Source organism: Streptomyces sp. NPDC002754, assembly GCF_053592315.1.
In genome coordinates, this window is the sequence record NZ_JBSFVM010000001.1 from 1 (window position 1) to 13,036 (window position 13,036).

General features: G+C 72.5%; 12 protein-coding genes. 7 read left to right on the plus strand and 5 right to left on the minus strand.

The features are described 5' to 3' along the window. Nucleotides 1-273 precede the first annotated feature (273 nt). Nucleotides 274-1,572, plus strand: coding sequence for a DUF6986 family protein (locus tag ACWD2L_RS00005; RefSeq protein WP_351330650.1), 1,299 nt, complete (start codon nt 274-276; stop codon nt 1,570-1,572). A gap of 265 nt (nt 1,573-1,837) precedes the next feature. Here ACWD2L_RS00005 and ACWD2L_RS00010 read toward each other — a convergent pair whose 3' ends face one another. After that, nucleotides 1,838-2,875, minus strand: coding sequence for a LacI family DNA-binding transcriptional regulator (locus ACWD2L_RS00010; RefSeq protein WP_451186870.1), 1,038 nt, complete (start codon nt 2,873-2,875; stop codon nt 1,838-1,840). A gap of 149 nt (nt 2,876-3,024) precedes the next feature. Between ACWD2L_RS00010 and ACWD2L_RS00015 the strand changes: the two genes are divergently transcribed. Continuing rightward, on the plus strand, nt 3,025-3,987 hold the full coding sequence (locus ACWD2L_RS00015) for an ROK family protein (RefSeq protein ID WP_351330539.1): 963 nt from the start codon (nt 3,025-3,027) through the stop codon (nt 3,985-3,987). 75 nt (nt 3,988-4,062) lie between these two features. Here the strand turns inward: ACWD2L_RS00015 and ACWD2L_RS00020 are convergent, their stop codons facing one another. Further along, nucleotides 4,063-4,491, minus strand: coding sequence for an STAS domain-containing protein (locus ACWD2L_RS00020; RefSeq protein WP_351330537.1), 429 nt, complete (start codon nt 4,489-4,491; stop codon nt 4,063-4,065). A gap of 637 nt (nt 4,492-5,128) precedes the next feature. On the opposite strand from ACWD2L_RS00020, the gene ACWD2L_RS00025 reads away from it, so the two are divergent. Then, on the plus strand, nt 5,129-6,124 hold the full coding sequence (locus ACWD2L_RS00025; RefSeq protein ID WP_351330536.1) for an NUDIX hydrolase: 996 nt from the start codon (nt 5,129-5,131) through the stop codon (nt 6,122-6,124). Here ACWD2L_RS00025 and ACWD2L_RS00030 read toward each other — a convergent pair. Both ACWD2L_RS00030 and ACWD2L_RS00035 read right to left on the minus strand, forming a co-directional pair. Beyond that, nucleotides 6,094-6,831: an MBL fold metallo-hydrolase gene (locus ACWD2L_RS00030; protein WP_351330648.1), complete on the minus strand. Its 738-nt coding sequence runs from the start codon at nt 6,829-6,831 to the stop codon at nt 6,094-6,096. The genes ACWD2L_RS00025 and ACWD2L_RS00030 overlap by 31 nt on opposite strands. A gap of 99 nt (nt 6,832-6,930) precedes the next feature. Continuing rightward, complete coding sequence (locus tag ACWD2L_RS00035; protein WP_351330535.1) at nt 6,931-8,292, minus strand: dipeptidase; 1,362 nt, start codon at nt 8,290-8,292, stop codon at nt 6,931-6,933. Between the two features lie 143 nt (nt 8,293-8,435). On the opposite strand from ACWD2L_RS00035, the gene ACWD2L_RS00040 reads away from it, so the two are divergent. Next, nucleotides 8,436-9,674, plus strand: coding sequence for a geranylgeranyl reductase family protein (locus ACWD2L_RS00040; RefSeq protein WP_351330533.1), 1,239 nt, complete (start codon nt 8,436-8,438; stop codon nt 9,672-9,674). 3 nt (nt 9,675-9,677) lie between these two features. Here ACWD2L_RS00040 and ACWD2L_RS00045 read toward each other — a convergent pair whose 3' ends face one another. Beyond that, nucleotides 9,678-10,136 (minus strand): nitroreductase family deazaflavin-dependent oxidoreductase, encoded by a 459-nt coding sequence (locus ACWD2L_RS00045; RefSeq protein ID WP_351330531.1) that lies wholly within the window; start codon nt 10,134-10,136, stop codon nt 9,678-9,680. Nucleotides 10,137-10,285: 149 nt separating this feature from the next. Here ACWD2L_RS00045 and ACWD2L_RS00050 point away from each other — a divergent pair, with 149 nt between their 5' ends. The 3 genes from ACWD2L_RS00050 (at nt 10,286) to ACWD2L_RS00060 (ending at nt 13,022) form a co-directional block, all read left to right on the plus strand. After that, the gene (locus ACWD2L_RS00050) at nt 10,286-11,011 is read left to right on the plus strand and encodes a TetR/AcrR family transcriptional regulator (protein WP_351330529.1); all 726 of its coding nucleotides are present in this window, start codon (nt 10,286-10,288) and stop codon (nt 11,009-11,011) included. Between the two features lie 101 nt (nt 11,012-11,112). Beyond that, complete coding sequence (locus ACWD2L_RS00055; RefSeq protein ID WP_351330527.1) at nt 11,113-12,360, plus strand: sensor histidine kinase; 1,248 nt, start codon at nt 11,113-11,115, stop codon at nt 12,358-12,360. Beyond that, nucleotides 12,357-13,022, plus strand: a complete 666-nt coding sequence (locus ACWD2L_RS00060; protein ID WP_351330525.1) for a response regulator transcription factor — start codon at nt 12,357-12,359, stop codon at nt 13,020-13,022. The genes ACWD2L_RS00055 and ACWD2L_RS00060 overlap by 4 nt, the downstream gene beginning before the upstream one ends. Nucleotides 13,023-13,036 lie beyond the last annotated feature (14 nt).

Consider the following 13,036-nt stretch of genomic DNA (forward strand, 5'->3'; position numbering starts at 1 on the left):
CGATCTTCGACCTCGTCGACTACGGCGTCGTCGGCGACCTCTTCGACGTCGTCCCCGCCCTGACCGACGAGGTCAAGACCCGCAAGGGCTAAGGGCCTTCGGGACTGGTCGAGGTTGCCGACGGGGCCGCGTGGTGTTCGCACCGCGCGGCCCCGTCCGCGTGACGGGACGACGAAAAGGACCCATTGACGCCGATCACGCCGACCGTTAACTTCGCTATACGGATTGTTGATTCCGTGAAGTGGAAACATCGAGCATATGGAGAGTGCACGAATGGGTCAGCAGGAGAAGGTGTCGACGAGCCTCGCGGGCGCGGTCAGCGAGAGCATCAGCGCCTCACTCGCCCCGGTCGACGCGGAACTCGCCCGCCGCTACCCGGGAGACCCCGGCACCCGTCAGCCCGTGCACACGGTCTACGTCCCCGGTGACGCCTTCGACGCCGGGACCATCCGCACCTGGGGCGACAAGGCGCTCGCGCAGCTCGACGAGCACGCACCGGACGCGGCCTCCTTCGCCGCCGTCCTCGGCCTGAGCGAGGAGCTTGCCGGGCCGGTCTACACCCGCGTACGCGCGAAGCTGGAGCGCGAGCCGGTGGAAGACCTGCGGGTCGACTTCGAGGACGGCTACCGGCCCGCCTCCGACGCCGACGAGGACGAGACCGCGGCGCGCGCCGCCCGCGTCATCGCCGAGGCGTACGCGAACGGGACGGCCGCTCCGTACATGGGCATCCGCATGAAGTGCATGGAGGAGGCGGTCCGCGACCGCGCCATCCGCACCCTCGACATCTTCCTCACCGGCCTCATGGAGCACGGCGGCCTGCCCGAGGGCCTCGTCCTGACGCTTCCCAAGGTGACGTATCCGGAGCAGGTCACCGCCATGGTGCGGATCCTGGAGGCGTTCGAGAAGCAGCACGGGCTCGAGGCCGGCCGGATCGGCTTCGAGATCCAGATCGAGACCAGCCAGTCCATCCTCGGCGGCGACGGCACCGCCACGGTGGCCCGCATGATCGAGGCGGCGGAGGGGCGCGCGACCGGCCTGCACTACGGCACCTTCGACTACAGCGCCTGCCTCGGCGTCTCCGCCGCCTACCAGGCCAGCGACCACCCGGCCGCCGACTACGCGAAGGCGGTCATGCAGGTCGCCGCCGCGGGCACCGGGGTCCGTGTCTCGGACGGTTCGACGAACGTGCTGCCCGTCGGTTCCACCGCCAAGGTCCACGACGCCTGGCGCCTGCACTTCGGCCTCACCCGGCGCGCCCTCGCCCGCGCCTACTACCAGGGCTGGGACATGCACCCGGGCCACATCCCGACGCGCTACGCCGCCGTCTTCGCCTTCTACCGCGAGGGGTTCGAGGCCGCCGCCGCGCGACTGTCCGCCTACGCCAACCAGGCCGAGGGCGACATCGCCGACGAGCCCGCCACCGCGAAGGCCCTGGCCGGTTACCTGCTGCGTGGTCTCGACTGCGGCGCCCTCGACGTCGCCGAGGTCGCCCGCCGCTCCGGCCTCACCCGCACCGACCTGGAGTCCTACTCGGCCCCCCGCCGGGGCGACCTGACGGCTTCGGCCCAGTAGGGCCAACCTCAGCCTCTGGTTCGGCCCATCGGCCCCTGCGGCCTTACCAAGCCCCTGCGGCGGTCGACCGATTCAAGCCCCGCCGTTCGAACGAGAGCCAGCGGGGTCCGGGGCGGAGCCCCGAGGCGTCAACCCCGGCACCGCCTGCTCAATCGCCGCAGGGGCTCAAAAGATTGGGACTCTGCCCCATACCCCGCTGGCTCTCGTTCGAACGGCGGGGCTTGAAATGGCCGCACCGGCACTGAGCCGCTCCGGCCCGCCCCGCTCAGTCCGCCGGAGGCAGTTCGCCCGAGCCGCGCTGGATCAGACGCGTCGTCAGCTCTATCCGCTCGGGCGGCAGCGCCGCCCCGTCCAGCTGCAGGAAGAGACGGTCCGCCGCCGTGCGGCCCAGCTGCGCCGCGTCCTGCGACACCACTGTCACGCCCGGCTTCAGCAGGTCGCCCAGCTCGATGTCGTCGAAGCCCACCAGGGCGACGGGGCGCTCGCGCTCGGCCAGGACACGGATCGCGGTGACGGTCACACGGTTGTTGCCCGAGAAGATCGCCGTGACCGGGTCGGACCCCGTGAGCATGTCCTCGGCGGCGCGCCGCACCCGCTCGGGCTCGGTGGCACCGAGCGAGACCCACCGGTCGGCGATGGCCAGCCCGGCATCCTCCATGGCCGCCCGGTACCCGCGCACACGCTCGACCGCCGTGTGGATACGGGGCTGGTCACCGATGAAGCCGATCCGGCGGTGCCCCTGGGCGACGAGGTGGGCGACGCCGTCGCGCGCGCCGCCGAAGTTGTCGGACAGCACCACGTCCGCGTCGATCTTCCCGGCCGGCCGGTCCACGAAGACCGTCGCGACGCCGGCCGCGATCTCCGGCGCCAGGTACTGGTGGTCGATGCCAGCGGGGATCACGACGAGACCGTCCACGCGCCGCGCGCACAGCGCGAGCACCAACTCCTGCTCCCGCTCCGGGTCCTCCGCACTCGACCCGTTGATGAGCAGCGCCCCGTGCGCCCGCGCGACCTCCTCGACGGCGCGGCTGAGCGGCCCGTAGAACGGGTCGGCCAGATCCTCCAGGACGAGTCCGATGCTCGCCGTACGTCCCTTGCGCAGGACGCGCGCGCTGTCGTTGCGCCGGAAGCCGAGCGCGGCGATCGCCTCCTGTACGCGGCGCTCGGTGTCCTCGGTGACACCCGGCTCCGCGTTGACGACGCGGGAGACCGTCTTCAGGCCGACCCCGGCCCGCGCGGCGACGTCCTTCATCGTCGGTCGGTTGCCGTAGCGGTTCTCGGTGCGGCGGGCGGTACGGTCCACTGTGCGCTGTCCTGTCCTGTCGTCCCGGCGTGTGGCGTCGAGCATAGGGCCTGGACAACGTTGTCAGATGCGGGAGAGACTGTCCACCACTGATCGGTTGCCGACCGCAGCCGCCCATCCGACCTGCCGTTCCGGGGGAACAGACACTGATGCACATGGACCTCGTCGCCGCGCTCGACATCGGCGGCACCAAGATCGCCGGTGCCCTCGTGGACGACCGGGGCCGCCTCCTCCTGCGAGCGCAGCGGCCCACCCTCGCGCAGGAGGACGGCGAAACGGTGATGGGCGCGGTGGCGGAGGTGCTCGGTGAGCTGACCGCCTCCGAGCTGTGGCCCCGGGTACGCGCCGTGGGTATCGGCAGCGCCGGTCCCGTGGACCGCACGCGGGGCACGGTCAGCCCGGTCAACGTGCCGGGCTGGCGCGGGTTTCCGCTGGTCGACCGGGTCCGCGCGGTGACCGGAGAGCTGCCCGTCGAGCTGATTGGCGACGGCGTGGCGATCACGGCCGCCGAGCACTGGCAGGGCGCCGCCCAGGGCCACGACAACGCGCTGTGCATGGTCGTGTCGACCGGTGTCGGCGGCGGCCTGATCCTGGGCGGTGAACTCCACCCCGGCCCGACGGGCAACGCGGGTCACATCGGCCACATCAGCGTCGACCTCGACGGCGATCCCTGCCCGTGCGGCGCGCGCGGCTGCGTCGAGCGCATCGCCAGCGGCCCCAACATCGCCCGCCGCGCTCTCGCCGAGGGCTGGCGGCCGGGGTCCGACGGTGACGCCACCGCCGCTGCCGTGGCGCGGGCGGCCCGCGCCGGTGACCTGGTGGCGATCGCCTCCTTCGAGCGTGCGGCGCAGGCGCTCGCGGCCGGAATCGCGGCGACGGCGACGCTCGTGGAGATCGACATCGCGGTGGTCGGCGGTGGCGTGGCGAAGGCCGGTGACGTCCTGTTCATGCCGCTGCGCCGCGCGCTGCGCGACTACGCCACGCTGTCGTTCGTTCAGGGCCTCACGGTGGTCCCGGCGTCGACGGGCACGGACGCCGGTCTCGTGGGCGCGGCGGCAGCGGCACTGCGCGTGGGCCCGGGCGTGAACGGGGCGCGCCGACAGGCGGTGTGAGGCGCCGACGGGCGCGCCGTCGCCGCTGTCCGGCCGGCTGCCGGCCCCGGCGCACCCCGGGCACGCAGTCGTCGGCTACGCGGGCAGTTGCCGGTCCCGGCGGACCGCCTCGCCCACCGTCCAGGCCGGCGCCAGCAGCCCGGTCAGGCCGCCCAGCGTGATGAGGCGCAGGGTGAGGCGGTCGCGGCAGACCACGGTGACGCGGCCGTCGTGCTCGCCGGCCCTGTTCGCGGCGCGCTCCAGGAGCCTGAGGCCGGAGCAGTCGATGAACGTGGTGCCGGTCAGGTCGACGACGACCACGCGATAGGGTCCGGCGGCCACCGAGTTGAGCATCGGGGAGATCCGGTGGAACGTCAGGATGTCGATCTCACCAGAGAGTTCGACCACGACGCAGTCACCGACGGTGCGCAGCCGCGGCGTGAGGACGCCGTCCTCCGGTGCGGATGTGATGTCGATGGGTCCGAAGGCGCTGAAAGCGCCGTCCTGTTGCCCACTCTGTAGCATCTGGCCCCCCGGGTCACATGCCCGGCCGGGTCCGAAGGCGGTACCGGCGGGCGGAACGAGGCCACCGGGGTCCTGGGTGCCTGGCCGATCACGCTAGCCGGAGGCTTCCCCCGCTGTGGTGGCGTAACGATTCCCGAGCGGCATACGTCACTTGAAGGGGTGAGTAAATCCGAAATCGCTTGACGTCCAGGGCTGTTCCTCTAGGGACGTCATCCGTGTGTTTCGCGCACACCCCGTGTGAACTCCGCACCGTCACCAGGCGTGCGCACACGGTGTCGCCCACCCTCGGTGCACGCTTGACTGGCTCGGAGAAGTGCGGGAGGTCATGATCAGGGCCGGCCGTCGACCGTCGGGCAGCGGTGGGCGCCCTCCGTCCTGTGGGGTCTCCCGCGCGTGGCTCCGGGGCTCCCCCCGATGTCCCGGAGCCGCTCGGGCGGTGTCATGGCGTGCGACCGCCTGGTACGCAGAGCCCGCCTGCCGCGACTTCCCTGGGTGGCGGTCGGGCTCTGCGTACGGCGGGCCCCGCGCGGCGGTCCGGGAGGTCGCTGCCGTATACATCGATCCCCTCATCAGCCGCTGGTTTCCGTGACAGGGTGTTGCGGGCAAGCCACAGGGGGCCGATGGATGAGGGGGAACCGTGATCGTCTGGATCAACGGGGCGTCCCGCGCGGGAAAGACCACCGTGGCGCGGGAGTTGATCGACCTGCTCCCCGATTGCACGCTCTTCGACCCCGAGGTGATCGACGGCGAACTCGAGCGGCTGCTGCCCGCCAAGCGGCTCGCCGAGGTGAGCGACCATCAGGACCTGCCGATCTGGCGGCGCCTTGTCGTCGACACCGCCGCCGCGCTCCTCGCCGAGCTGGGCGGCGTCCTCGTGGTGCCGATGGGGCTGTTCCGCCAGGAGTACCGCGACGAGGTCTTCGGTGGGCTCGCGGCCCGGCGGATCCCTGTGTGTCATGTGCTCCTTGCTCCTGGGGAAACGATCCTGCGCGCCCGTGACCCCGCCGATGAGCCCCCCGCCGACGTCGAGCCGTACCGGGCCGCGCTCGGCGGCTGGCTCGCCGGCGACGCCTACCCCGTCGACAACGGCGCCCTGTCCCCGTACGAGACCGCCGTGCGGATCGCCGCCGCCCTGCGCACTGGGGACGCGCCGTCCTGCGACATCGTGCAGACGCCCGAGCCCACCGCCGAGACGGTCGCCGCGGGCGTGCTGCTCTTCGACGACGAGGACCGGGTGCTGCTCGTCGACCCCACGTACAAACCGGGTTGGGAGTTCCCCGGCGGTGTCGTCGAGGCCGGCGAGGCGCCCGCGCGCGCGGGGGTGCGCGAGGTGGCGGAGGAGACGGGGATCCAACTCGACGATGTACCACGGCTGTTGGTCGTCGACTGGGAGGCGCCCGTCCCGCCCGGCTACGGCGGCCTGCGCCTCCTCTTCGACGGCGGCCGCCTCACGGGCGCGCGGGCGCGCGAAGTGCTGCTGCCGGGCCCCGAGTTGCGCGCATGGCGCTTCGTGACGGAGAGCGAGGCATCCGTGCTGCTGCCCCCCGTGCGCTTCGAGCGGCTGCGCTGGGCCCTCAGGGCGCGCGAACGCGGCGCCGCCCACTACTTGGAGGCGGGAGTCCCGGTGGGGTGAGCGCGCGCCACCGCCGCCCGCAGCGCCGCGCCCGCCCCGCCCACCACCGGATCGCCGTGCCCGAAGCAGGCCACCTCGCTGTCGAGTGCGGCGAGCCGCCGGTGCGAGGCGATCGCCCGCTCCTTGTCGAGGTTGAACACGCCGAGCATCACCTGCCCGTCCAGCGGTGACACCGCGATCGCGTCGCCGGTGAACAGCACGCCGTGGTGGGGGAGATGGAGCGCGATCGACCCCTCGGTGTGTCCCGGCGCCGCGACCACGTGCGCCCCGCCGCCGAAGTCGAGCACGTCACCGTCGTCCAACTCCCTTACGTAGTAAGGGAGCACAGGGTCGACCGGAGGCGGCGGGAGCTGGGCGAGTGCCTGGGCGTGAAGGGGGCGCTCCCACTCCTCGTGAACCGGCTCGGGCCCCACCGCCTCGCCGCGCACATACGGGGCGTCGAGCCGGTGCGCGGACACCTCCGCCCCGCTCAGCCGCGCGAACTCCCCTGCCCCGCCCGCGTGGTCCTCGTGGAAGTGCGTGAGCACGATCCGCCGTACGTCACCGGGCTCGTGCCCCCACGCGCGTACAGCCTCGGCGATGGGCTGTGCGGCGCCGACCGCGCCCGCGTCGACGAGCGTCAACCCGGCCGCGTCACGCCAGAGATACGCCTGGCCGACGGCGAACCGCAGCAGCCGGAGCCGGGGCGTGACATCGATGGTCTCGATGATCGGGTACGCGTCGGTGGTGTCCATGCCGCGACCGTACGAGCCCCGTGCCCCGAGCCGCGTACGACTTGGCTCAGGGCAGAGACGTGTTGTGCGTGCTCAGTTGGCGGCCGCGTACTTCTGTAGGAAGAGGGCCTCCGCCACCGAGAGGCGCTCCAGTTCCTCGGGGGACACCGACTCGTTGACCGCGTGGATCCGGGCTTCCGGCTCGCTGAGGCCGATGAGGAGGATCTCCGCCTCCGGGTAGAGCGAGGCGAGCGTGTTGCACAGCGGAATCGAGCCGCCCTGGCCCGCGTACTGCATCTCCTGGCCGTCGTACGCCTGCCGCATGGCGTCGGCCAGGGCCGCGTACGCGGGGCTCCCGGTGTTCGCGCGGAACGGCTGGCCCTGGCCGACCTGTTCGACCAGGACCCTGGCGCCCCACGGGGTGTGCGCCTCGATGTGCGCCATGAGGAGCTTCGTGGCCTCCGAGGCGTCGGCGCCCGGCGGCACGCGCAGGCTGATCAGCGCGCGGGCGCCCGCCTGCACCGACGGCGTCGCACCCACGACGGGCGGGCTGTCGATGCCGAGGACGGTCACGGCGGGGCGCGCCCAGATGCGGTCGGCGACCGTGCCGGAGCCGATCAGGCCGACGCCGTCGAGCACCTTGGCGTCGGAGCGGAAGGATTCCTCGTCGTACTGGAGGCCGTCCCAGGACTCGCTCGCCTCCAGGCCGTCGATCGTCGTCGAACCGTCCTCGGCGCGCAGCGAGTCCAGCACGCGGACCAGGGCGGCGAGGGCGTCCGGGGCGGCGCCGCCGAACTGTCCGGAGTGCAGGTTGCCTTCGAGGGTGTCGACCTGGACGCGGACCAGCGTCATGCCGCGCAGGGTCGCCGTCGCGGTGGGCAGGCCGACGCGGAAGTTGCCCGCGTCGCCGATGACGATCGTGTCGGCGGTGAGCAGCTCCGGGTGCTGCTCGGCGTAGCGCTCCAGGCCGCCGGTGCCCTGCTCCTCGGAACCCTCCGCGATCACCTTGACGTTGACCGGCACCCCGCCGTTCGCCTTCAGCGCGCGGATCGCCAACAGGTGAAGCAGCACGCCGCCCTTGCAGTCGGCCGAGCCGCGCCCGTACCAGCGGCCGTCCGCGCGCTCCGTCAGCTCGAACGGGGGCGTCACCCACGCCGCCTCGTCGAGCGTCGGCTGTACGTCGTAGTGCGCGTACAGCAGCACCGTGGGCGCGCCTTCGGGGCCGGGCAGGAAGCCGTACACCGACTGCGTGCCGTCGGGGGTGTCGAGCAGCGCGACATCCTGGAAACCCTCGGTGCGCAGCGCGTCGGCGACCCAGTTCGCGGCGCCCTCGCTCTCGCTCTTCGGGTACTGCTCGAAGTCCGCCACCGACTTGAAAGCGACCAGTTCGGTCAGCTCCGCCTTGGCCTTCGGCATGAGCGAGGCGACGGTTTCGGCAATCGGATGCGGCGACATGGGCACGCTCCTCGTAGGTGCGACGTTGTGCAGGGTGTGCGGAAGATCCTCCCACAGAGGGCTCGCGCACTGCCCGCCGTAGGATGCCTGGGACAGGTGCGGCAGGCATTCCAAGATGGCCGAAACGGGAGCAGCAGACAGTCGTGAGCAGCGAGAATCCGGCGACGGACGGCACGGGCGGGCACGAGACGGGCGACGGGGGGCCCGCCGGGAGCGTGTGGGACGTCGTGGTGGTGGGCGCGGGCCCGGCCGGCGCCTCCGCCGCGTACGCGGCCGCGAGCGCGGGGCGTCGGGTGCTGCTCCTGGAGAAGGCCGAACTGCCCCGCTACAAGACGTGCGGCGGCGGGCTCATCGGCCCATCGCGGGACGCGCTGCCGCCCGGTTTCGTGCTGCCGTTCAAGGACCGGATCAACGCGGTGACGTTCTCCCTGAACGGCAGGTACACCCGCACCCGGCGCTCCAAGAAGATGCTGTTCGGGCTCATCAACCGGGCCGAGTTCGACGCGCAGCTCGTCGAGCACGCGCAGAAGGCCGGCGCCGAACTGCGCACCGGCGTCACGGTGACGAGCGTCGAGCAGCACGGCAGCGCGGTGCCCGACCGGCGCACCGTCGCGGTCGGGCTGCAGGACGGCGAGACGGTCCTGGCGCGGGCCGTGATCGGCGCCGACGGCAGCGCGAGCCGGATCGGGGCGCATGTCGGCGTGGAGATGGACCAGGTCGATCTGGGCCTCGAGGCGGAGATCCCCGTCCCCCGGAGCGTCGCCGAGGACTGGCAGGGGCGGGTCCTCATCGACTGGGGGCCGATTCCCGGCAGTTACGGCTGGGTGTTCCCGAAGGGCGACACGCTCACCGTGGGTGTGATCTCCGCGAAGGGCGAAGGCGCCGCCACCAAGCGGTACTTGGAGGACTTCATCGCGCGCCTCGGGCTCGCCGGCTTCGAGCCGTCCATCTCGTCCGGGCATCTGACGCGCTGCCGGGCCGAGGACTCGCCGCTCTCGCGCGGCCGCGTCCTGGTGTGTGGCGACGCGGCGGGGCTCCTGGAGCCGTGGACCCGTGAGGGCATCTCGTTCGCCCTGCGCTCGGGGCGGCTCGCGGGGGAGTGGGCGGTGCGCGTCGCCGAGGCACACGACGCGGTGGACGCGCGACGCCAGGCGCTGAACTACGCGTTCGCCGTCAAGGCCGGGCTCGGCGTCGAAATGGCCGTCGGGAAGAGCATGGTGGCGCTCTTCGAGCGTAGGCCGGGGCTGCTGCACGCGGCGCTCACCTCGGTACGCCCCGCGTGGAACGCGTTCGCGAGGATCACGCGGGGCTCGTCCACCCTGGGCGAGCTCGTGCGGGCGCATCCGGTGGCGGGGCGGGCGCTGTCGCGTCTCGACCGCTGAGGGTCATTTGACCGTGATGCGGAAGACGGGGTGGTCCGGCGAGGCGGCGGTGAGTTCGTCGTCCGTCGACTTCGCCGTGACGCCCTTGAAGTAGTCGTTGACCTGCCAGCCCCACCGCGTCAGGTAGGTGCGCAGCACCTCGCGCTTGAGTTCGTCGTCGCCGATCTCGACGGCCTCGAACGTACGAACCTTGCGGCCCACTCGCAGTTCGCCGCCGCCCGCGGCCAGCATGTTCTTCACCCATTGTGAGTGGCCGCGGGCCGAGACGAGGTACTGTGCGCCGTCGTGCGCATGCGGGTTCACGGGGATCCTCTGCATCTGGCCGCTCTTGCGGCCGCGTACCGAGAGCTCCGCGGAGCCCGCGAGGCTGAGCCCGCGGCGGGCCAGCCAGCCGATGGCCTTGTTCATGCGGATCGCCGTCGGGTTGGCCTTCAGGTAGTAGGGCTCGGGCTGTGCGTTCATGGTGGCTCCCGGAATCCTTTTGGAGAGCGGTGCTCTCACTTGAGAGCAGTGTGCACCGGATTGGTGATCCAAAGCAAGAGCGGTGCTCTCTTCTTTGAGCACCGCACCGCAATGTGTGCACCGCTCCCCATCCGTGGAACACTCGGACCATGAGTACGAGCCGCAGTACGCCCCCACGAACCAAAAGTGCCGCCCAAGGAGCCCGCGCCCGCGCCCGGCAGGAGGTCACCTCCGCCATCAAGGACGAGGCGCGCAGACAGCTCGCAGAGGACGGCGCGGCCAAGCTCTCGCTGCGCGCCGTGGCCCGCGAGCTCGGCATGGTCTCCTCGGCTCTGTACCGCTACTTCCCCAGCCGCGACGACCTGCTGACCGCGCTCATCATCGACGCGTACGACGCCATCGGCGCGGCCGCCGAGCAAGCCGACGTCGGCTTCGTGCGGACATCGCCGGCCACTGAGCGCTGGAGCGCGGTGTGCGGGGCGGTACGGGACTGGGCGCTGGCATACCCGCACGAGTACGCCCTCATCTACGGGTCGCCCGTGCCCGGTTACACGGCCCCGGACAGTACGGTGCGGGCCGCCGCGCGCGTCGGACAACTGCTCATCGGGATCGTCCGCGACGCGCACCAGGGCGGCGCGGTGACGCCGCCCCCGCTCTCCGAGGCGCTGCGGCCCGAGGCCGAGCGGATGGCCGCGGACCTCGCGCCGGATCTGCCGCCGGAGACGGTGACCGCGCTTGTCGCCGCGTGGGCGCAGCTCTTCGGGCTCATCGGCTTCGAGCTGTTCGGCCAGTTCAACCGGGTCGTCGAGGACCGCCCCGCGTTCTTCGCGCACGCCGTGGAGCGGCTCGCCCGGGACGTCGGGCTCGCCGCGTAGCCGTACACCATCGGACGCGTCACGCGTACTCCCCGGGAAGTACGCGTGATCACCTCGCACGGCGGACGCCAGGCGCCACCCCCGGCGCTTAGCGTGGCGGCATGGACGAGCAGCGCGTACGCGACGGTGGGCCGCCCCTGCAGTGGGACGGCCCGCCGTGGCTGCGTGCCCGCTGGGGACGAGGCCCGATAACGGGCGACAGGGCGTGGCCGTGGCGGTCCACACTGCTCGTCACCGCGTTCGTGCTCGTGGGGACGAACTTCGCCGCGCACGGGCAGGCGGGCGAGCGCGCGGACCTGGACGTCTTCGCGCGGCTGCTGATACTGGCCGGGGGCGCCCTGCTGCTGTGGCGCCTGCGCCGCCCCGTGCTCGTCGCGTTCGGGACCGCGGCGTGCGTGACCGTGTACCTGGGCGCCGGGTATCCGTACGGACCCGTGTTCCTGCTCGTGGCCCTCGCGTGCTTCTCCGCGATCGTGGCGGGGCGCCGGTGGGCGGCGTGGGCAGCCGCCGGGATGCTCTGGGCGGGGCATCTGCTCATCGGCCACTGGCTGTACGCGTACCTGCCGCCGACCGGCGACGGGCCCGCCGGGTGGGGCGACGAGGGCATCGTCGCGGCCTGGGTGCTCGCGGTGATGGCGATCGCCGAACTGGCGCGCGTGCGGCGCGAACAGTGGCAGCACGCGCGCGTGGAGCGTGAGAAGGCGGCCAGGCGGCGGGCCGACGAGGAACGCCTGCGCATCGCCCGCGAACTGCACGACGTGCTCGCCCACTCCATCTCCGTGATCAACGTGCAGGCGGGCGTCGGGCTCGCCCTCCTCGACACCGACCCGGAACAGGCACGCACCGCGCTGACCACCATCAAGAGTGCGAGCAAGGAAGCGCTGGGCGAGGTGCGGCAGGTCCTCGACACCCTCCGGACCCCCGGCGACGCACCCCGCGCCCCCGCCCCCGGCCTCGACCGCCTCCCGGAACTCGTCGACCAGGCCGCGGGCGCAGGCCTCACCGTCGACGTCAGCACCGAGGGGCCACGGGCCGCGCTGCCGCCGGGCGCGGACCTCGCCGCGTTCCGCATCGTGCAGGAGGCACTCACCAACGTCGTACGGCACTCGGGCTCGCGCCACGCGCGCGTACAACTGTCCTACGGGGACGCCGAGATGACGCTCACCGTCGACGACGACGGGCCCGCGACCCACGCCCGGGCGGGCGGCAGCGGCAACGGGCTCGCCGGAATGCGCGAGCGCGCCGCCGCCCTCGGTGGCACGATCGAGGCGGGCCCGCGCGCCGACGGAGGCTTCCGCGTCGTCGCCCGCCTGCCCTTCACCGCAACGCCTCAGGAGGCCCCGGAGTGATCCGCGTACTGCTCGCCGACGACCAGTCGCTCGTCCGCGCCGGGTTCAGGGCACTGCTCGACGCGCAGAGCGACATCGAGGTCGCGGGCGAGGCGGCGGACGGCGAGGAAGCGGTGCGCCTGGTGCGCGAACTGCGCCCCGACGTCGTGCTCATGGACATCCGCATGCCGCTGCTCGACGGCCTCGCGGCGACCCGCAGGATCGGCGAGGACGCGGACCTGGAGGCGGTGAAGGTGGTCATGCTCACCACCTTCGAACTCGACGAGTACGTCTTCGAGGCCATCCGCTCCGGGGCCTCCGGGTTCCTCGTCAAGGACACCGAACCGGACGAACTCCTGCGCGCCGTACGGGCCGTCGTGCACGGCGACGCGCTGCTCTCGCCGGGCGTCACCCGGCGCCTGATCGCCGAGTTCGCGGCGCGCTCGAAGGAACCGGAGACCGCGGCGCCGCTCGCCGAACTGACCGAGCGGGAGCGGGAGGTGATGGCGCTCGTCGGCATCGGCCTGTCCAACGAGGAGATCGCCCGACGCCTCGTCGTCAGCCCGCTCACCGCGAAGACCCATGTGAGCCGCGCGATGGTGCAACTGGGCGCCCGCGACCGCGCCCAACTGGTCGTCCGCGCCTACGAGTCGGGTCTCGTCCGGCCGGGGTGGCTGGGCTGAGACGCCCCACCCCG